Source organism: Nonomuraea typhae (assembly GCF_009760925.1).
GTDB classification, from domain to species: Bacteria; Actinomycetota; Actinomycetes; order Streptosporangiales; family Streptosporangiaceae; genus Nonomuraea; species Nonomuraea typhae.
This window is the reverse complement of record NZ_VRLV01000001.1, coordinates 575787-595406: the sequence shown is the minus strand read 5'-3', so window position 1 is coordinate 595406 and position 19620 is coordinate 575787. Positions and strand designations below refer to the sequence as shown.

Annotated in this window: 14 protein-coding genes; 4 read left to right on the top strand and 10 right to left on the bottom strand. The window is 71.5% G+C overall.

The window, feature by feature from the left end; genetic code table 11:
• The first annotated feature begins 8 nt into the window (after positions 1–8).
• A complete protein-coding gene (locus FVE25_RS02735; protein WP_157244761.1) occupies positions 9–800 on the top strand; it encodes a neutral zinc metallopeptidase in 792 nt (263 codons plus the stop codon).
• A gap of 60 nt (positions 801–860) precedes the next feature.
• Here the strand turns inward: FVE25_RS02735 and FVE25_RS02730 are convergent, their stop codons facing one another.
• Positions 861–1727: an alpha/beta fold hydrolase gene (locus FVE25_RS02730; RefSeq protein ID WP_157244760.1), complete on the bottom strand. Its 867-nt coding sequence runs from the start codon at positions 1725–1727 to the stop codon at positions 861–863.
• Between the two features lie 106 nt (positions 1728–1833).
• On the opposite strand from FVE25_RS02730, the gene FVE25_RS02725 reads away from it, so the two are divergent.
• Both FVE25_RS02725 and FVE25_RS02720 read left to right on the top strand, forming a co-directional pair.
• The gene (locus tag FVE25_RS02725) at positions 1834–2322 is read left to right on the top strand and encodes a hypothetical protein (protein WP_157244759.1); all 489 of its coding nucleotides are present in this window, start codon (positions 1834–1836) and stop codon (positions 2320–2322) included.
• On the top strand, positions 2309–3121 hold the full coding sequence (locus tag FVE25_RS02720) for an alpha/beta fold hydrolase (RefSeq protein WP_219825275.1): 813 nt from the start codon (positions 2309–2311) through the stop codon (positions 3119–3121). The genes FVE25_RS02725 and FVE25_RS02720 overlap by 14 nt, the downstream gene beginning before the upstream one ends.
• A 46-nt stretch (positions 3122–3167) precedes the next feature.
• Here the strand turns inward: FVE25_RS02720 and FVE25_RS02715 are convergent, their stop codons facing one another.
• Both FVE25_RS02715 and gltB read right to left on the bottom strand, forming a co-directional pair.
• Positions 3168–4649, bottom strand: coding sequence for a glutamate synthase subunit beta (locus tag FVE25_RS02715; RefSeq protein WP_157244757.1), 1482 nt, complete (start codon positions 4647–4649; stop codon positions 3168–3170).
• Positions 4650–4658: 9 nt separating this feature from the next.
• Entirely contained in the window at positions 4659–9167 is a 4509-nt protein-coding gene (gene gltB, locus FVE25_RS02710; protein ID WP_157244756.1) for a glutamate synthase large subunit, read from the bottom strand.
• 209 nt (positions 9168–9376) lie between these two features.
• Between gltB and FVE25_RS02705 the strand changes: the two genes are divergently transcribed.
• Positions 9377–10903 carry a bis-aminopropyl spermidine synthase family protein gene (locus tag FVE25_RS02705; RefSeq protein ID WP_157244755.1) on the top strand — a complete coding sequence of 509 codons (1527 nt, stop codon included), beginning with the start codon at positions 9377–9379 and terminating at the stop codon, positions 10901–10903.
• Between the two features lie 141 nt (positions 10904–11044).
• Here the strand turns inward: FVE25_RS02705 and FVE25_RS02700 are convergent, their stop codons facing one another.
• The 7 genes from FVE25_RS02700 to FVE25_RS02670 form a co-directional block, all read right to left on the bottom strand.
• Positions 11045–11641 carry a hypothetical protein gene (locus FVE25_RS02700; protein WP_157244754.1) on the bottom strand — a complete coding sequence of 199 codons (597 nt, stop codon included), beginning with the start codon at positions 11639–11641 and terminating at the stop codon, positions 11045–11047.
• Between the two features lie 49 nt (positions 11642–11690).
• Positions 11691–12500 (bottom strand): hypothetical protein, encoded by an 810-nt coding sequence (locus FVE25_RS02695; protein WP_157244753.1) that lies wholly within the window; start codon positions 12498–12500, stop codon positions 11691–11693.
• On the bottom strand, positions 12497–13201 hold the full coding sequence (locus FVE25_RS02690; RefSeq protein ID WP_157244752.1) for a VIT1/CCC1 transporter family protein: 705 nt from the start codon (positions 13199–13201) through the stop codon (positions 12497–12499). Before FVE25_RS02690 ends, FVE25_RS02695 begins: the two co-directional genes overlap by 4 nt.
• Positions 13198–14295, bottom strand: coding sequence for a prolipoprotein diacylglyceryl transferase (gene lgt, locus FVE25_RS02685; protein ID WP_246266548.1), 1098 nt, complete (start codon positions 14293–14295; stop codon positions 13198–13200). The genes FVE25_RS02690 and lgt overlap by 4 nt, the downstream gene beginning before the upstream one ends.
• A gap of 114 nt (positions 14296–14409) precedes the next feature.
• The gene (locus tag FVE25_RS02680) at positions 14410–15162 is read right to left on the bottom strand and encodes a DsbA family protein (RefSeq protein ID WP_157244750.1); all 753 of its coding nucleotides are present in this window, start codon (positions 15160–15162) and stop codon (positions 14410–14412) included.
• Complete coding sequence (locus tag FVE25_RS02675) at positions 15162–15623, bottom strand: MauE/DoxX family redox-associated membrane protein (protein WP_157244749.1); 462 nt, start codon at positions 15621–15623, stop codon at positions 15162–15164. Before FVE25_RS02675 ends, FVE25_RS02680 begins: the two co-directional genes overlap by 1 nt.
• Positions 15624–15767: 144 nt before the next feature.
• Positions 15768–19610, bottom strand: coding sequence for an endo-alpha-N-acetylgalactosaminidase family protein (locus FVE25_RS02670; protein WP_157244748.1), 3843 nt, complete (start codon positions 19608–19610; stop codon positions 15768–15770).
• Between the last annotated feature and the right edge of the window lie 10 nt (positions 19611–19620).

Genomic DNA, 19620 nt, shown 5'->3' with positions numbered 1-19620 from the left:
TGAACCCCATGAGAGCCTTCGCCGCCGCCGCGATCTCCGCCGCGGCCCTGATCAGCCTCGCGCCGAGCCCGGCGATGGCGGATCAGCCCGCCTACCCGATCAAGAGTCGCCGGCTCACCCACAACGCCCTGTACCAGACGGGCCAGTTCCAGCAGGGTGCCTGCAAGACTCCGGCGCTGACCGACCGCGGCCACGGCACCGTGCGCGGCTACCTGACCACGTCCTTCGGCTGCCTGAACACGGCCTGGAGCAAGCACATGCGGGCCGCCCGCTTACCGCTCGGCAAGCCGTCGTTCCGCTACTACACCAAGGGCTCCGAGCCGTTCTGCCAGGTGAAGGTGGAGGACGTCCTGCCCGGCGCCTACTGCAACCCGACCGGCCAGATCGGCGTCTACCTGCCCGGCGTGGTCAGGGAGTACGCGCCGGAGGTGGGGTTCATGCTGGTCATGGCGCACGAGTACGGCCACCACGTGCAGCGGGAGAGCGGCATCTTCGCGGCCGCCGTCAGCGAGAAGTACGTCTCCAAGGCCCACGAGCTCGAGGCCCAGCGCCGCTACGAGCTCCAGGCCGACTGCCTGGCCGGCGTCTACGTCAGCAGCGTCTGGGAGGCCCAGCGGCGCTCGCTGCCGGAGTGGGGCACGATCATCGCCGTCGCGTGGGCGATCGGCGACGAGAAGGGCGCCAAGACCAACGATCACGGCACCCGCGACAACCGGGCCCGCTGGTTCAACAAGGGGTTCGCGGCCGAGTCGCCGTCGGCCTGCAACACCTGGACGGCCCCCTCGGGCAAGGTGGCCTGAGGCCCATGAACCGCGGCCGGCCCCGGACAACGGAGTCCGGGGCCGGCCGCACTGTTCGCGCTACTGACTGAGAACCCTGCGCAGGGTGGCGGCGAACTCCTCGGGCTTGCCCGGCATCCCGAACTCGCCTCCGGCGAAGCCGCCGTGGTGGCTGGGGAAGGTCACGGGCGTGCTGCCGAGCCGCTCGGCGACGGCCAGGCCGCCCCGGTGCGCCATCTCGCCCTCCGACTCCTCCCCGACCGCGACCACGATGCGGGTGGAGGCGGCGCGCAGGGCGTCGAAGTCGTGGTGGTAGTGGGTGCAGGTGATGAGGTTCTGCGCGAACAGCACGTCGTCGCGGGTCCCGTCGTCCTCGGTCGGGAAGCCCATCTGCGCGACGTCGGGCAACTGGACGCCGGACAGGTCGCCGGGCAGCGGCCCGCGAATCGACGTGATGGCCATGAACTGGGCCATGGCGGGGGCGAAGCCGTCCTTGTCGTAGGTCTGGCGCATGTCCTGGATGAGGGCGAGCGCCTGCTCGCGGTCGGGCAGCTCCTGGGCCGCGGGCGGCTCGTGGGCCACGAGCGTCCTGACGTCGCCGGGGTGCTTGGCGACCAGGGCGAGCGCGTTCACCGCGCCGCCGCTGCTGGCCAGGAGGTCGACCGGACCCAGCCCGAGCTCGTCGATGACCCGGTGCAGGTCGGAGGCGTGCAGATCGGGCGTGGACTCCCCGGCGCCCTCGGCGCGCACGCTGCGACCGGCGCCGCGCGGGTCGTAGGTGACCACCGTGCGGTCGGGGAAGTGCCCCGCCAGCGTGCCGAAACCGGTGGCGTCCATCGGCGAGCCGATCATCATCAGCGGCGGCTCCGTGCTCCCTTCGGCCGGCCGTACGTCATAGGTGATCGTGGCACCGGGCACCTCGATGGTGCGGGTCTGGGGTTCGGTCATGGTTCGCTCCTTTGCGCTCGCTCACATTACAGACCCTCCGGGTGACGAAAACTCACCGCGCCGCCTACTTGACGTTTCTGCGCAAGTACTTGCTATCGTCTGTCAAGTGAGTACGAGCGAGCACGTCGCCCTGGCCCAGGAGCTGATCGGCCTGGTCGAGCGGCGCATCACCGACCCGCTGGAGATCCTGTTCGGCTCGGCGGAGCAGGTGGAGCCCATCAGGAAGCAGCTGCGCGTCGAGGCCGAGGTGTGGGCCGCGCAGCTGCTGGGCCCCGATCACGCCCTCGCGGTCCGTACGGCGGCGCGGTTGATCGCCGCCGCCTTCCCGGGAGACGGCCCGTTCGACCCGCCGGACGCCTGGTGGCGCACCGCCTTCGGCCGGGCGGTGGCCCGTCGGGCCGGGCACCCGGGCAGGGAGGCGGTGCCGTTCGCCACGGCCGGAGCGATGCTCGGCATCACCCGGCAGGGCGTCCACGACCTCGTCAAGCGCAACAAGCTCGACCGCCACCCCGACGGCGGGGTCACCACGCGATCCGTTCACGCCCGGCTGAACCAACCCCTGGAGCCTCATGCCTCTCGACGTGACCATCACTGACCACGACATCCCCCTGGCCGTCCGCGACCACGGCGGTCTCGGCGAGCCGGTGCTCCTGCTGCACGGCCTCGGCGGCACCCTGGAGTCCTGGGACGCGGTGCACCTGGCGGGCCACCGGACGCTCGCCATGGACCTGCGCGGCCACGGCCACTCCGGCGACGGCCCGTGGGACTGGGAGAAGGCCCTGGACGACGTCGAGGCGGTGATCGCGCACTTCGCCCTGGGCAACCCGGTCGTGGCCGGGCATTCGCTGGGCGGGATGCTGGCCGTCCAATGGGCTCTTCGCCACCCGGACTGCCCCGCGATCGTCAACCTCGACGGCCTGCGCTCGGCCGAGAACGACCCGGGCAACTACCCGGGCATCGACCCCACGAGGGAACTGGCCGCGCTCAAGGCGGCCTTCGACGCGCAGGCGGCCGCGATGGCCCTGCCGCTGTCCCCGGAGATGCGGGCGCGGTTCCCCGCACGGGCGCTGACCGAGCGCGACGGCCAGGTCTACGCCCGCCCCGGCGCCGCCCTGCTGGAGGCGGTGCGCCACAGCCCGGAGTTCCGCGACACGATCCCGCTCCTGCGCCGGGTCGGCTGCCCGGCCCTGGTGGTGATCCCGGCCCAGGACCCGCCGGGCGCGCCGGCCTCGGAGCTGATGCCCGCCTTCCGCCGGGGCGTCCGGCGCGACCTGACCGGCCTGCCGGACGCCGTCCGGGTCGAGGAGATCGCGGCTAGCCACGACATGCTGGCCGAACAGCCCAAGACGGTATCCGGGCTGATGACCGCCTTCCTCACCGGCATCGGACAGTGAAGCGGAGCGGGCCGACCGGCCCGCTCCGCCGTACCGTGCGGTGGTTCTACACCAGCGCCCGCGCGGTCGGGAGGATCGGGTACGGCAGCGCCGTCTCCCCCGTCAGGAACGCGTCCACCCGTGAGGCGGCGGCGCGGCCCTCGGCGATCGCCCAGACGATCAGCGACTGCCCGCGGCCGATGTCACCGGCGGAGAAGACGCCCGGGACGTTGGTCATGTACGAGGCGTCGCGGGCGACGTTGCCCCGCTTGTCGTAGTCCACGCCCAGGTCCTCCAGCAGGGCGCCCTTCTCCGGGCCGACGAAGCCCATCGACAGCGTGACCAGCTCGGCCGGGATCTCCCGCTCGGTGCCCGGGATCGGCTTGAAGCCGCTCTGCGGGCCCTCGACCTCGACCAGGCGCAGCGCCCTGACGTTGCCGTCGGCGTCGCCGGCGAAGCCGAGGGTGGAGACGGCGTAGACCCGGTCGCCGCCGCCGTCCGCCAGTTCCTCGTGCGCGCTCTCCATCTTGAACAGCGTCGGGAACGTCGGCCACGGCTGCGAGCCGGGCCGGGCGCCCGGCGGCTTCGGCATGATCTCCAGCTGGGTCACCGAGGCGGCGCCCTGGCGGATGGCGGTGCCGATGCAGTCGGCGCCGGTGTCGCCGCCGCCGATCACGACCACGTGCTTGCCGCGGGCGTTGATGACAGGTGAGTTCGCACCCGCGCCGGACTCGGGCGCATCAGATACTGCCCGGTTGGCCGGCGGCAGGTACTCCATCGCCTGGTAGACGCCCTTCAGCGAGCGGCCCTCGACCGGGAGGTCACGCCACTGGGTGGCGCCGCCGGCCAGCACGACCGCGTCGTACTCCGCGCGCAGCTGCGCGGCGGTGACGTCGACGCCCACGTTCACCGACGTGCGGAACTCGGTGCCCTCGGCCCGCATCTGCTCCAGGCGCCGGTCGATGTGCCGCTTCTCCATCTTGAACTCGGGGATGCCGTACCGCAGCAGCCCGCCGACGGCGTCGGCCCGCTCGAAGACCACCACGTCGTGGCCCGCGCGGGTGAGCTGCTGGGCGGCGGCCAGGCCGGCGGGGCCGGAGCCGACGACCGCGACCCGCTTGCCGGTCTTCACCGCGGGCGGCTGCGGGCGCACCCAGCCCTCGGCGAAGGCCCGGTCGATGATCTCGACCTCGACCCGCTTGATCGCCACCGGGTCGGAGTTGATGCCGAGCACGCAGGCGGCCTCGCACGGGGCGGGGCACAGGCGGCCGGTGAACTCCGGGAAGTTGTTGGTGGCGTGCAGGCGTTCGATCGCCTCCTGGAAGTCCTCGCGGTAGACGAGGTCGTTCCACTCGGGGATCAGGTTGCCCAGCGGGCAGCCGTTGTGGCAGAACGGGATGCCGCAGTCCATGCACCGGGCGGCCTGCTGGTTGAGCTTGGCCGGAGGGAAGCCGGCGTAGACCTCCTTCCAGTCCTGGATGCGCACGTCCACGGGACGGCGCGCGGGCAGCTCCCTGCCGTGCGTGAGGAAACCCTTCGGGTCGGCCATGGAAGCCCCCTATCCCTGAACCGCGGCGGCCATGACCGCCTCGTCGACGTCGCGTCCTTCGATGCGGGCGGCCTCGGCGGCCTGCAGCACCCGCTTGTAGTCGGTCGGCATGATCTTGGCGAAGCGGCCGAGCGCCTTGTCCCAGTCGCCCAGCAGCTCGGCGGCCACGATGGAGCCTGTCTCGGCGAAGTGCCTGCTCACGGTCTCGTGCAGGAACTGCGCGTCCTCGGCGGTGAGCTCCTCGATCGCGACCATCTCCCGGTTGACCCGGTCGACGTCGAGGTCGAGCAGGTAGGCGATGCCGCCGGACATGCCCGCCGCGAAGTTGCGGCCGGTCGGCCCGAGGATGACGGCGCGGCCGCCGGTCATGTACTCGCAGCCGTGGTCGCCGACGCCTTCGACGACCGCGGTGGCGCCGGAGTTGCGGACGCAGAAGCGCTCGCCGACGACACCCCGGATGAACGCCTCACCCGACGTCGCACCATAAAGTGCGACATTTCCGGCGATGATGTGGCCGTCCAGCGGCGCCGCGTCGTGCGGCTTCACCGTGATGCGCCCGCCCGACAGGCCCTTGCCCACGTAGTCGTTGGCATCACCGGTCAGCCGCAGCGTGAGGCCGCGCGGGATGAAGGCGCCGAAGGAGTTGCCCGCCGAGCCGGTGAACGCGACGTCGATGCTGTCGTCCGGCAGGCCCTCGCCGCCCCACTTCTTGGTGACGCGGTGGCCCAGCATGGTGCCGACGGTCCGGTTGACGTTGCGGATCGGCAGGTCCAGCTTGACCGGCTCGCCGTACTGGATCGCACCCTCGGCGAGCTGGATGAGGGTGTTGTCCAGCGCGTGCTCCAGACCGTGGTCCTGCTGCTTGGTGCGGCGCAGGTCGCTGCCCAGGGGCAGCTCCACCTGGTGCAGGATCGGCGCCAGGTCCAGGCCGGCGGCCTTCCAGTGCTGCTCGGCGGCGGTGACGTCGAGCAGCTCGGCGTGCCCGATCGCCTCGTCCAGCGAGCGGAAGCCCAGCTCGGCCAGGTATTCGCGGATCTCCTCGGCGATGAACTCGAAGAAGCTGACCACGAACTCCGGCTTGCCGGTGAAGCGCTTGCGCAGCTCCGGGTTCTGCGTGGCCACGCCCACCGGGCAGGTGTCCAGGTGGCAGACCCGCATCATCACGCAGCCGGAGACGACCAGCGGCGCGGTGGCGAAGCCGTACTCCTCGGCGCCCAGCAGCGCCGCGATGACGACGTCGCGGCCGGTCTTGAGCTGGCCGTCGACCTGCACCACGATCCGGTCGCGCAGGCCGTTGAGCAGGAGCGTCTGCTGGGTCTCGGCCAGGCCGAGCTCCCACGGGGCGCCCGCGTGCTTGAGCGAGGTCAGCGGCGAGGCCCCGGTGCCGCCGTCGTGGCCGGAGATCAGCACCACGTCGGCGTGCGCCTTGGAGACGCCCGCGGCGACCGTGCCGACGCCGACCTCCGCGACCAGCTTCACGTGCACCCGCGCGGCCGGGTTGGCGTTCTTCAGGTCGTGGATGAGCTGGGCCAGGTCCTCGATGGAGTAGATGTCGTGGTGCGGCGGCGGCGAGATGAGGCCGACGCCGGGCGTGGAGTGCCGGGTCTTGGCGATCCACGGGTACACCTTGTGGCCGGGCAGCTGCCCGCCCTCGCCGGGCTTGGCGCCCTGGGCCATCTTGATCTGCAGGTCGTCGGCGTTGACCAGGTACTCGGAGGTGACGCCGAAGCGGCCGGAGGCCACCTGCTTGATCGCCGAGCGCCGGGAGACGTCGTAGAGCCGGTCGGGCTCCTCGCCGCCCTCGCCGGTGTTGGACTTGCCGCCGAGCTGGTTCATCGCGATGGCCAGCGTCTCGTGCGCCTCGCGGGAGATGGACCCGTAGGACATCGCGCCGGTGGAGAACCGCTTGACGATCTCGCTGACCGGCTCGACCTCCTCGATCGGGACCGGCGTGCGCCCCTGCTTGAGCCTGAACAGCCCGCGCAGGGTCATGAGCCGCTCGGCCTGCGAGTCGACGAGGCTCGTGTACTCCTTGAAGATCTCGTACTGCCGCGTGCGGGTGGCGTGCTGCAGCTTGAAGACCGTCTCGGGGTTGAACAGGTGCGGCTCGCCCTCGCGCCGCCACTGGTACTCGCCGCCGACCTCCAGCCGCCGGTGCGCGTTCTCGGCGCGCGGGTAGGCCCGCCGGTGCCGCAGCGCGACCTCCTCGGCCAGTACGGCGAAGCCGACGCCGCCGAGCCGCGAGGTGGTCCCGGTGAAGCAGGAGTCGACGACCTCGCCGCCCAGGCCGAGCGCCTCGAAGATCTGCGCGCCGGTGTAGGAGGCGACCGTGGACACGCCCATCTTGGACATGACCTTGATGACGCCCTTGCCGTACGCCTTGATCAGGTTGCGCACCGCCTTGTGCTTGTCCAGGGGCAGCACGCCGCTGTCGACCAGGTCCTCGACGGTCTCGATGGCCAGGTAGGGGTTGACCACGCCGGCGCCGTACCCGACGAGCAGCGCCATGTGGTGGCACTCGCGGGCTTCACCGGTCTCGACCACGAGGCCGATCTTGGTGCGGGTCTTCTCCTGGATGAGGTGGTGGTGCACCGCGCCGGTCAGCATGAGCGACGGGATCGGCGCCATCTCGGCCGAGGAGCCGCGGTCGGACAGGATCAGGATGCGCGCGCCCTGCTCGATGGCCCGGGACGCCTCGGCGCGGATCTCCTCCAGCCTCCGCAGCAGCGCCTCGCCGCCGCCCGCCACCGGGTAGAGCCCGGAGATGGTGTGCGGGTGGAAGCCGGGCAGGTCGCCCTCGTCGTTGATGTGGATGATCTTGGCGAGCTCGTCGTTGTCGATCACCGGGTAGGGCAGCACGAGCTGGCGGCAGGACGTCGGCCCGGGGTCCAGCAGGTTGCCCTCGGGGCCGAGCACGCTGGCCATCGAGGTGACGACCTCTTCCCGGATGGCGTCCAGCGGCGGGTTGGTGACCTGGGCGAACAGCTGCGTGAAGTAGTCGAACAGCAGCCGGGGCTTCTCGCTCAGGACCGCCACGGGCGTGTCGGTGCCCATCGACCCGATCGGCTCGGCGCCGGTCCTGGCCATCGGCGACAGGATGACGCGCAGTTCTTCCTCGGTGTAGCCGAAGGTCTGCTGCCGCTTGACCAGCGCCTCGTGCGTGGGGATCTCGCGCGAGCGGGCGCGCAGTTCCTCGAAGCGCACCAGCCCGGCGTGCAGCCACTCCTCGTACGGCAGCGCCGCGGCGAGCTCGGCCTTGATCTCGTCATCCTCGATGATCGTGCCGCGGGCGGTGTCGATGAGGAACATCTTGCCCGGCTGCAGCCGGCCCTTGCGCACGACCTGCTCGGGCTTGAAGTCCAGCACGCCCGCCTCGGAGGCGAGCACGACCAGGCCCTCGGCGGTCACCCAGAAGCGGCCGGGACGCAGGCCGTTGCGGTCGAGGACGGCGCCGGCCAGCGTGCCGTCGGTGAAGGTGATGGAGGCGGGGCCGTCCCACGCCTCCATCAGCGAGGAGTGGAACTCGTAGAAGGCCCGGCGGGCCGGGTCCATCGCGGTGTGGTTCTCCCACGCCTCGGGGATCATCATGAGCACGGCGTGCGGCAGGCTGCGCCCGCCGATGTGCAGCAGCTCCAGGCACTCGTCGAAGCTGGCGGTGTCCGAGCCATCCGGGTCACAGATGGGGAAAAGTCGCGAAATATCGCCCGGGATCAGCGGCGAGGCCAGCAGCGCCTCACGTGCCCGCATCCAGTTCCGGTTCCCCTTGACCGTGTTGATCTCGCCGTTGTGCGCGATGTACCGGTACGGGTGGGCCAGCGGCCAGCTCGGGAAGGTGTTGGTGGAGAAGCGCGAGTGCACCAGCGCGATCGCGCTCTCGAAGCGCGCGTCGGTCAGGTCGGGGAAGAACGGCTCGACCTGGCCGGGCGTCAGCATGCCCTTGTAGACGATCGTGCGCGAGCTCAGCGAGGGGAAGTAGACGTCCACCTCGTGCTCGGCCCGCTTGCGCAGGCAGAAGGCCAGCCGGTCCAGCTCCAGCCCGGACTCCCCGCCGGGCCCGGCCACGAACAGCTGGCTGAAGAACGGCATGACCGCCCGGGCGCTCGGCCCGGGAAGCTCCCTGTCGACCGGCACGTCCCGCCAGCCGAGCACGGTCAGGCCCTCCTCGGCCGCGATCTCCTCGATCATGCGCACGCCGATCTCGCGCGCCTCGGAGTCACTGGCCAGGAAGGCCATGCCCACGGCGTACTCACCCGCCGCGGGCAGCGCGAAGTCCACGTTCGCGCGCAGGAAAGCATCGGGGATCTGCGTCAGGATCCCGGCTCCGTCGCCGGTGTCCGGCTCGCTACCCTTGGCCCCCCGATGATCAAGATTGCACAGCGCCTCCAGGGCCTTCTCCACGATGCCGTGGCCGCGTCGCCCATGGACGTCGGCCACCATGGCCACTCCGCAGGCGTCATGCTCGTTGGCGGGGTGGTAGAGGCCCTGGGGCTCAGGGAACCCGAGGTGGGCAGCAGGCATTGAATCCCTCCCGTCGTCTCTTCGTCTTGTTGCTCTTGGTGCTTCAAAGGCGAGGGACGACGTTGGCCCTGCTGCAGTTGTGCGTCCGAGGTTACAACACGTTGCCGGAATGGTGCCCGGCAGGTCCACATCGCGAACATTCGCCGTGTTCCGGGATGCGGACTTCCGTGTCCCAAACCCCGGAATCCCAGGACCGATAAGCTTCCCCCATGGAGCGCGAAGGGGTCGAACGCCTGCTCGAGGCGGCCGGAATCGACAGCAGGCGGTACCGGCACGCGCTGGCCCTGCTCTGCGACGGCCAGTGGCAGACGCCGGCCGGCCTGGTGAGGGAGACCGCCACCTCCCGGCGGGGCATCGAGGCCCTGCTCAGGGAGCTGCCCGGCCTGGAACGCTCCGGCGAGCGCCTGCGCGTGCCCCTCGAGCACGCCGGCGACTACCAGGACCTGTTCGCCCTGGCCCCGCCGCCCGCCGACCCGGTCGCCCACCTGCTGCCCCACTACGGCCACGTGCTGGAACGGCTGGAGGAACTGGTCGCCAAGGCGCCCCGCGGCCGCCACACGCTCGACCACGTCGCCGCCACCCCCGAGACCGTGCTGCGCCGGGCGCTGCTGCTCGGCACCCGTTTCTGGCTGCCCGGCGCCAGGCTGCTGTGCGTCGGCGACCACGACCTCACCTCGCTGGCCGTCCGGCTCGTCCACCCGGCGACCGAGGTCACGGTCGTGGACATCGACGAGCGCATCCTGGCCTACCTCGACGAGCAGGACCTCGGCGTGCGCACCCGCTGGGCCGACCTGCGCCTCGGGCTGCCGGCCTCCGCCCGCGAGCACGACCTGGCCATCACCGACCCGCCCTACACCCCCGAGGGCATCGGCCTGTTCGTCGCCCGCGCCCTGGAAGGGCTCAAGCCCGACGGCCGCGTGCTGCTGGCCTACGGCGCCGGCGAGCGCATGCCGATGCTCGCCTTCAAGGTCCAGCAGGCGCTGGCCGCCCTCAACCTGCTGAACGAGGCCGTCTACCCCGACTTCAACCGCTACCTGGGAGCCGAGGCCATCGGCTCGGCCGCCGACCTGTACGTGCTGCGCCCCACCACCAAGACCGCCCCGGCCGTCGCCGCCCGCCTCGACCGCGTCGCCACCGCCATCTACACCCAGGGGCCGCAGTCCGTGGAGTCCGGCGCCGGGCACGCCTTCGACCTGGCCGGCTTCGAGCCCGACCTGCTCGTGGGCGAGTGGCCCAAGGAGCTCGGCCGGCCACGGGTCAAGCTGTCCACCTGGCTGGCCAAGCCGTACGCGGCCGCGGCCGGGCGGGTGGCGGTAGCCGTACCGGCCGGGCTGGAGGCGGCGCTCCCCCGTCTGCTGCTGGCCACCCGCGCCGCTCACGTGCGCGCCTACCTCGCCGCCCCCGCACCCCCGCCCGACGTGCTCGCCGCCGTCTACGACCTGACCGCCGACGGCACCCGCATCGACGCGGTACGGCAGGCGCCCCCGTCCGACCCGGCGGCCGGAGTGGTGCGCAAGATCCTGGACGGCGCCCATGCCAAGCTGGCCAACACCTGGCGGGAGGCGCTCATCGCGGCGGCCGGGCAGCGCGGTGAGAGCCTGACCAAGAACGCGGCCCGCGCCGCCATCAGGGCCGCGGCCCCGTGGGCGGAGGGCATCACGCCGCTGGAGGCGCCGCTCCACCACCTGCGCGCCCTGCCCGCCGCCGTGGCCGCCACCCTCAAGCCCACCGCCTAGGAGCGGGCCGCTCAGCCTCCCAGGTCCACGCAGGCGCGCTCAGGTGGCCTCAGGCACTTTTCCCCACCGCCCGGCACGCCGCAGGCCAACACAGGCAGCCTCAGACCCTCACAGATGCCCCAAAACCACCCAAACCTACCCTCAGATGGCCTTCAAGACACGGGACTGCACCACGCGGCCCAGCCCGTCGAGATCGACCTGCGCCCGGGTGAGGTCCACCTTGGCGCCCTCCTCGGCCGGGCCGACCCAGCTCACCGTCACGTAGTGGCCCAGGGCACGAGCCTGCGCCCAGCTTCGGGCGGCGTCGAACTCGGCCACCTGCGCCAGGAAGCCCTCCCCGCGCAGCGCCGTCACCAGCGCGTCGGCGGCCCGGCCGTCGGGCAGGTTGAAGATGACGAACTGCCCGCTGACCGAAGGGCCGGTGTAGGTGGCGCGCAGGGCCTGCGAGCAGCCGGGCGCCTCGGGCCCGGCGAGGGCGTCTGCGCAGTCGTCCAGCAGTTCGGTGGCGCCGCGGGTCAGCTCGCCGAGCTTCGCCGTGGCAGGGGTGAACACCTCCTCGCCGGTCAGCGGGGCGGCGTCGCTCCGGCGGGAGTCGATGGCGGCGTACATGGCCGAGGTGGGCTCGGCTCGCAGCGTCGCCGGCCGTACCGGACCGCCTCGCGTCAGAACCCAGGCGGCGGCCCCCGCCGCGAGGACCACCAGCGCCGCCACGGGCACCGCGACCCGCGCCCGCATCATCGGCCGCCCCCACCGGGCAGGGCCGCGCCGCGCGCGGCGGGACCCGGGGTCACGACGGCTTCCCGGTGATCGCCACGACCCGGCGGTAGACGGCCTTCTCGGCGCCGCGCAGGGCGAGGGTCAGCGAGACGAAGTCGTCCTTGGCCGTGGGCTCGGCGCCGTCGGTGCGGCCGACCCAGACCAGGCCCACGTAGTGTCCGAGGGCGTATCCGCCGCCCTGGGTGTAGCCGCTGGGCAGGAAGGCCGCCTTGTCGCTCTGCAGCGCCACCGACCAGCCGCCCCGGTAGCCCTCCTTCAGCCCGTTGACCATCGCCTCGGCCGCCTTGGCGTCGCGCAGGTTGAGCAGGGTGTACTGGGCCACGTACCGGCCGTCGCCGCTGCGGTAGAGGCCGCGGGCGGCCTGGGTGCACTCCCCGGCCTCGGCCAGCGCCTGCAGCTCCGGCCCCCAGAGCACCGACGCGCAGGTGTCGCCCAGGTCGTGCGCGACGAGCTTGAGCGTGAGCTTGTTCTCCCCGGTCAGCGTCTTGCCGGCGAACACCTCTTTGTCGGTGAGCGGCTTGGCGTCGCGGGTGCGGTCGCTGACCACCTCGAACAGCTTGGGCGAGCTCCACCCGTGGAAGGAGTTCGGCCGGGGGGTGCCCACGCCGCCCACGGCCGCGGTGGCCGCGCGCTCGGGCAGGTAGCTGGAGCCCATCGAGCCGACCACGGCCACCAGCCCGACGGCGACGACCAGGACGCCGAGCACCGAGGCGATGATCACGAACAGGCGCTGCTGCTCGGGACGCAACCCCATGTCGGTGAGCAGCGGAAGCTGCCAGTCGGACGGCGGAGTCCGCCGCCGCTTCCTGCTGCTCCTCACAGCCCCGTGCCTCCGATCAGGTTGCCGAGCGCGAACGTCAGCCCTGCCGCGACCGCGCCGACGACGAGCTGCCGCAGTCCTGAATACCACCAGCTGCGCGCGGTCACGGCCGAAACCAGCGCCCCCGCCCCGAACAACGCCACGCAGGACAGGATCGCCGACACCGTGAGACTCGTCACCCCGAACAGGTACGGCAGCAGCGGCAGCACCGCGCCGACGGAGAAGGAGACGAACGACGACAGCGCCGCCACCCTGGGCGCGGGCAGATCCTTGGGGCTGACGCCCAGCTCGTTCTGCGCGTGCACCTCCAGCGCCCGCTCGGGGTTGGCCGAGATCTGCCGTGCCACCTGCGCCGCAAGGTCGGGGGCGACCCCCTTGCGGACGAAGTCCTCGGCCAGTTCCAGCCGCTCGGACTCGGGGTGCCGGTCGAGCTCGCGCCGTTCGACGGCGATCTCGGCGAGGGCCAGCTCACGCTGGCTGGCCACCGAGACGTACTCGCCGCCGGCCATGGAAAAGGCCCCGGCCGCCAGGCCCGCGACCCCGGCCAGGGCGATGACCTTGGTGTTGCCTGTGCCGCCCGCGACGCCGGCGATGAGCGCGAAGTTCGACACCAGTCCGTCCATCGCCCCGAACACCGATGGCCGCAGCCATCCGCCGGTGACGTCGCGATGCCGGTGGTGCCGCTCCGCGCCCTCGCTCATCGCGCGTTCTTGTCCTCTTCCGATCCGGCTGCCGCCGTCGGTACGGCTACCGCGTCGTCGTCCTTGCCCGCGGTACCGTCCTTGGCGTCACCGTCGTCCTTGGCAGCCCCGTCGCCCGTGGCAGCCTCGTCGTCCTTGGCCGCCCCGGCGCTCTCGGCATCGCCGTCGGCGGCAGTGGCCTTGGCCGGCTCGCCGGCCTGCGACGAGTCCGCGGACGCTCCGCCGGAATCGCCGGTGTCCGCGCCCTTGCCCGCCGAAGTGGCCACCTCGGCGGACTCGTCCGCCTGCTCGGCGCCGTGGGCCGGATCGGCCTCCGCACCGGCGGCGCCCGCCGGGCCGTCGCCCGTGCGCGGCAGCACGTACTCCTCGGTGTCCTTGTTGCGCGTGAGCCACAGGTAGGCGAGCGCGCCGAGGAACAGCACGATGGCGGTCCACTGGTTGATGCGCAGGCCCAGGAACGTCACGGCGTGGTCCACGCCGCCCACGGGGTCGATGCGCAGCCCCTCGATCCAGAACCGGCCCAGGGTGTATCCGGCCACGTAGAGCGCGAACAGCCGGCCGTGCCGCAGGGCGAACCGCTTGCCCGCCCAGATGAGGACGAAGGCCAGCGCCACGTTCCAGAGCGACTCGTACAGGAACGTCGGGTGGTAGGTCCCGTCGACGACGCCGTCCTTGTTGAGATCGATCTCCAGCCCCCACGGGAGATCGGTCTTGGCGCCGTACAGCTCTTGGTTGAACCAGTTGCCCCAGCGGCCGATCGCCTGGGCGATGGCGATGCCCGGCGCGACGGTGTCGGCGACGGCCGACAGCGAGATGCCGCGTTTGCGGCACGACAGCCAGACGCCTACGCCGCCCAGCGCGATGGCTCCCCAGATCCCGAGTCCGCCGTTCCAGATGAACAGCGCCTCATAGGGCTCGTTGGGGGCTTGGGGGCCGAAGTACAACTGCCAATCGGTGATGACGTGGTACAGGCGGCCACCGATGAGACCGAAGATGACCGCGGGCACGGCAATATCGATCATGGTGCCCGGCGCGCCGCCGCGGGCACGCCATCGGCGCTCGCTCATCCAGACGGCGACAATGACGCCGAGCACGATGCAGAGCGCATAGGCCCTGATGGGAATCGGTCCGAGATACCAGACCCCATCGGGCGGGCTGGGAATCGCAGCAACAAGGGGCATGTCAGGTGAGGGTAGCGGACGTGCGGCCTATTTGGCTGCGTTGAGGACGGCCTCACGCAGCGCGGAAGGCGAGAAAAGGAGGTTGTTGTCCAGCTCCTTGCCGTTGAGCTTGACAGTTGGCGTGCCCATAATGTTTTGCGCCTTGTCGACTTTTTCGGTGTAAGTCTGTTGAGTGGCGGCGTATTTCTGCTGGGTCACGCACTGTTCGAAGCCGGGCGCGGTGACCCCGGCCTCCTTGCCCCAGGCGAGAAGCTGGTCGATCTTGAAGCCTTCGACGGTCTCGCTCGGCTGGTTCTTGAACAGCAGGTCGTGGAAACCGACCCACTGCTTGCCGTCGGTGACGCAGCGGGCGGCGGCGCCGGCGCGCAGGGAGTTGCCCTTCGTCGGCTCCTGGTCGAAGATCGTGATCGGGTGGTAGACCACCTTCGCCTTGCCCTCGGCCGCGAGGTTCTTGAACGTGGGCCCGCTGACGCGCTCCAGCTCCCTGCATGCGGGGCACTGGAAGTCCTCGTAGATGTCGATGACCGGCTTCTCCACGCCGGCGTTGCCCATCGTCACGCCCGCGTCGGCCGCGACGGCGACGGGCGCGAGGTTGGCGCCGGCCTGCTCGGCCGTGGAGCGGTTGACGTTCCACAGGTAGCCGGCGCCCAGCGCCGCCACCGCCACGACCCCCGCCGCGGTGTAGGTGATGACGCGCCGGCGTTGTTCCCGCTTGCGATCGGCGGCCTGCTGCTCCTTGATCCGTTCGCGCGCCGACTTCTCGCGGTCGCCCTTGCCCATCAGTCGTTCTCCTTGTCGTTGTGCAACCCGAGAGCACCGTCCAGGGCGAAGCGCCCCGGCGGGAACCACGCGGTCCAGACGCCCAGCAGCACCAGGCCGAAGTCCCGCAGGATGTCGACCAGGTACGTGGGCTGCTGGCCCGCCTTCAGCTCTCCCCCGCCCCCGAAACAGCCGCAGTCGATCCGGTAGCCCCTCGCCCACGCCCAGGCGATGCCGAAGACGAAGGCGAGCATGAGCAGCCCGGCCACGACCGCCGCCACCCGGGTCATGAGGCCGATCACGAGCAGGATGCCGATGATGATCTCCACGATCGGCAACGCGTAGCCCACGGCGGTGGCCAGCGACTCGGGCAGCAGTTGGTAGGCCTTGACCGCCACGACCGACTCGGTAGGATTGCCGATCTTCAGCCCCCCGGCCGCGATCAACACCCCGCCCAGGCCCAGCCGAGCGACAGTCGTCACCCAGGGTATCGCCAATCTGACGTTGCGTGACGGTTGCGACGCGGCCACGGTGATCTCCTTTATGTCTTCGCCTGCGACAGGGCACAGTACTCGCAGGACATCCGATCACGGGGCGGATAAGCGTCGGCTAAGCCAAAACCTTGCTCATCCACACTGGAAACGGGCCTCACCCCAATCCGCGTGATCGTTGCCGATCCCGTCGCCGCCGTCGTCCACGACGAGGTCGGCGTAGCGGGCGCCGGTCAGGTCCGAGGTCAGCTCATGGGCCGGATCCGGACCTCGCAGGACCGGGCTCCGCGCCCTGAGCACCCCGTCGGCCAGCACGCTGAAGCGCACCGACCCGCGGGGCACGGCCTGGGAGTCGTCCACCCCGGTGAAGGCGCTGAACGAGGTGCAGCGCCCGCCCAGGAAGAAACGTACCTTCGCCGGAGCGTGGGTGCCCAGTCCCTTGGCGAAGACCCGCCCGCCGACGGTCAGCGGCGAGCCGTCGCCCTGCGCCCTGTCACCGTTGGACTGGTCCCGCTCGACCGGTCCCCAGCCGTTCTCCGCGGCGACCCACGGCAGGTCACCGGCCCACACCGGCCCGGACGGCGGCGGCGGAAGGGTCTTGACGACCGCGAGCGCCTCGACGCTCCCGCCCGCGTACGCCGCCACCGCCCTGAGCTCGTAGTCCCCGTAGGCGGCGTCGGCCGGTGGCGTCACCTTCCACACGGTGGTGAGCGCCGCGCCGGGCCCGGTCTCGCCGCTCCCCTGCCCCTCGGCCGTCCATCCTTCCGGTACGGCCAGCCGTACCCGCACGGAGACGGGCGTGTCCTCCAGGTTGGTGAAGACGGTCGTGACGTCGGCGGGCACGCCCTGTTCCAGGGTCGGCGAGGCGGGGGTGATCGACAGCGTGGCGCAGGCGACGATGTCGCCGGCCGGGCCGAGGTCCTTGACGGCGAAGTCGTCGAGGACGAAGTCGGCGCCCGCCTGCTCCGCCTTCAGCGAGCGCAGCCCCACCCATACCTCGCCGCATCCGCCCACGACCCGCTCGGTGAAGCGGGTGGTCGCGAGTTGCCGGGGTATCGGGGTGCGCCGGGTCTCGACGCTCGTGCCGCCCTTGTCGTAGCCGGTCACCCAGGCATAGGTGTCGTCCTGGGCGTTCTGGTAGGAGAAGGAGACCTCGTAGGCGCGGCCGTGCTCGAAGCGGGCGGTCTGCGGGAGCGTCCGGTAGACCAGGCCCTGCCGTTCCTCATGGGCTTTCAGCGACCACCGGCCCGCCAGCACGTCGTCGACGGTCTTGCCGTTCCAGCCCTGTTGCGTGTACGGCTCGTGCCGCTCGGCCAGGTGGGTGCGGGCGTCGAAGGAGCCGCCCGCGTCGCCCTTCACGAACGGGCCCCATCCGGCCTCCGGCGCCTCGAAGCCCGCGTGGCCGGGGGTGGTCTCGGTCACGCGCACGTCGTCCACCCGCACGTACCCGTCTCCGGCCCCGGTGGCGAGGCGCAGGGTGAGCGGGCCGCCGGTGGCGGTGAAACGCACCCGCAGGCGCTGGAAGTGGGTGTCGTGCTTCTCGTCGGAGGCGATGTAGTTCTTGGCCGTGGACCGGTCGATCCGGACTTTCTGCCCGCCGATCTCCAGCGTGGTCTCGCGTGTCCTGCCGGGTTCGATCTCGGCGAACGCCTCCGCCGCGTAGAGCCTGCCGGGGCGCAGGCCGGTGACCCGCTGCTCCAGGGAGGCGGCGCCGTCGAGCTGGGCGTAGCGGTGGCCGAGGTCGCTGGTGGGCAGGCTGACCCGGCCGCTGGTACGCCAGGCGCCGTCGCCGTTGAAGCCGGGGTCACGCAGCCCGCTGCCCTCGCCCCAGCCGGGCTCGCCGGTCTTGCCCGGGTTCCTGGCATACAGCACGTACGGCACGCCGGGCTCGGCGGTGATCGTGATCTTCCCGCCCTGCGGGACCAGGGTGCCCGCCTCGACCCGGCCCTGGGTGGTCAGCTTGTAGAGCCTGAGCGGCCGATCGGCCTCCCACGTGGTCTGCCCGCCCGCGGGGTTGAAGTGATACAACCTCCCCTCCCACGGCAGCAGGTAGGTCGACCCGTCGAGCACCTTCCGCCCACCGGCGAACAGCTCCCGCCTGCCGTTCTTCACGGTGCCGCGCACACCGCCCTCGAACACGATCTCGTCGGCGTTCCAGTCGGTGATGGCGTAGTGCTGCAGGAACTTGACCGGCAGGTTGTGCTCCCAGATGTTGCGGTAGAAGGCGTTCCAGTTGTTCTCCGCCGTCCAGCCCTCGAACTCGACGATGCGGGCGTTGCCGAGGATGGGATGGGCGTTCCAGACGTCCTTCTCGTGGTTGCGGATGAACCGGATGATCTGCGAGTTGAGCCCCTTGTTGGTGACGCCGCCGTAGTTGAGGTCGGTCGCCCAGTGTGCCCAGAGCGACGAGCGCTCCAGCTTGTCCGACCACTCGGTGGTCACCTGCCAGCCCTGCCTGCGCAGCTCGGCCAGCGTGCGGTCGGCGACCCAGCCGAAGGGGCGGAAGACGTCCACGTAGAGCACGGCCAGGTTGCGGTCGGTCTCGGCGCGCAACTGGGCGAAGCGCTCGGCGAGGGTGCCGGCGGCCAGGTCGCGGCGCTGGTCGATGCGGTAGGACTGGTCGAGCCAGTTCCAGCCCTTGGCGTTCTTGTCGACCAGGCTCTCGCTGAAGGTCCTGGCCTCGGGGTAGGACTCGGTGGCGTTCACGTGCACGCCGAACGTGGCGTTCCAGCGCCGGCCGGACTTCAGGAGCGTGTTGAGGTCCTTGAGGCCGCCGGCCCGGGTGTTGTAGTTGCCGCCGTAGTCCGGGTGGGCCGAGTCGTGACCCTCCGACTGATACCCCTTCAGGATCGCAAGCTGGCCCAGCCCGTCGGTGGCCAGCGAGATGCGCTTGACGTCGTCCAGCGTACGCAGGAACGGATGCGTGGCCTGGCTGCTGAAGTTGAACGGGATGTGGGTCACCACGCGCCCGCTGGTCTGGGCGGCGCCGCGCGCGGTGACGGCGATCTGGCGGAAGGCGATGGCGCCGTCCTGCCAGTCGACGCCCCCGTCGGCGTTGGCATCCGGCGTCACCACCACCTTCGCCCAGGGCAACTCCTCGGTGAAAGGCGCCCCGGCCGCCCGATACGTCCACTGCCCACTCCACACACCCACCCGCACCACACCGTCCGCACCCTTGCGCGCCTGATGCCACAGGCGGGCGGCGTCCTTGTCGGTGGCTCCGGCGGGCTGGTCGTAGACGGAGTTGGTCTCGACGGCGGCGGCCAGCCGGGCGGTGTTCACGATCCCGTACGTCGCACCGACCGGCTGCGCCTCGGGCTGCGTGCGCGAGTCGACGGCCGTGAAGACGTCGGCGGTCCGGGTCGAGTTCGGATCCAGCCGCGTGAACGCCGTCGCCGCCCCCTCCTGATCACTCGCCACCGACACCAGGTCATGCCCGGGCAGCTCGATCGTGCCCACGCGGAACGCCGCGGTGTCGCGCACGGACTCGACGGCGAAGCTCACCACGCGCCGCCGTACGCTGATGGCCGCTTCCAGCTCGACGCCGGTGAGCGCGGCGAAGGTCAGCCGGTAGCGGGCGGTCGTCCCGCCGGCGCCGGTCAAGGTCACGGTCGCGGGGTACGGCGTGCCGTTCAGCACCACGGGCGGCACCGCCGTACCGCCGCCCAGGGTGTCGCCGGAGGCGCGGTCGGTGTAGCCGAGCACGCGCGGGAAGGCCGGATCCACCTCGACGGCGAGCTCGCGCGAGGCGAGCGTCAGTGGGCGCGCGACGTCGGCGGGGCTGGGGGTGAGGCGCTGCGTGCCCGGCTCCGGCGGCCCCGACGGGGGTTCTTCCGGCGACGGCAGCTCGTAGCCCGGCGGCGAAGGCCCGGGCGAGGGCGATGAGGGTGGCGGATCCGGCGGCGGGGCGGGGTGAGCGGGGACGGCGAGCGTCACCGTGAGCAGGGCGGCCAGCGGCGCGGATAACCAGTAGCGCATGGGACTCCTC

Excerpts from the sequence above, each read along its gene's own strand:
- FVE25_RS02705 (WP_157244755.1), top strand. The coding sequence starts at position 9,377 with ATGGAGCGCGAAGGGGTCGAACGCCTGCTCGAGGCGGCCGGAATCGAC.
- FVE25_RS02715 (WP_157244757.1), bottom strand. The coding sequence starts at position 4,649 with ATGGCCGACCCGAAGGGTTTCCTCACGCACGGCAGGGAGCTGCCCGCG.
- FVE25_RS02735 (WP_157244761.1), top strand. The coding sequence starts at position 9 with ATGAGAGCCTTCGCCGCCGCCGCGATCTCCGCCGCGGCCCTGATCAGC.
- gltB (WP_157244756.1), bottom strand. The coding sequence starts at position 9,167 with ATGCCTGCTGCCCACCTCGGGTTCCCTGAGCCCCAGGGCCTCTACCAC.
- FVE25_RS02680 (WP_157244750.1), bottom strand. The coding sequence starts at position 15,162 with ATGGGCAAGGGCGACCGCGAGAAGTCGGCGCGCGAACGGATCAAGGAG.
- FVE25_RS02690 (WP_157244752.1), bottom strand. The coding sequence starts at position 13,201 with ATGAGCGAGGGCGCGGAGCGGCACCACCGGCATCGCGACGTCACCGGC.
- FVE25_RS02730 (WP_157244760.1), bottom strand. The coding sequence starts at position 1,727 with ATGACCGAACCCCAGACCCGCACCATCGAGGTGCCCGGTGCCACGATC.
- FVE25_RS02700 (WP_157244754.1), bottom strand. The coding sequence starts at position 11,641 with ATGATGCGGGCGCGGGTCGCGGTGCCCGTGGCGGCGCTGGTGGTCCTC.
- FVE25_RS02670 (WP_157244748.1), bottom strand. The coding sequence starts at position 19,610 with ATGCGCTACTGGTTATCCGCGCCGCTGGCCGCCCTGCTCACGGTGACG.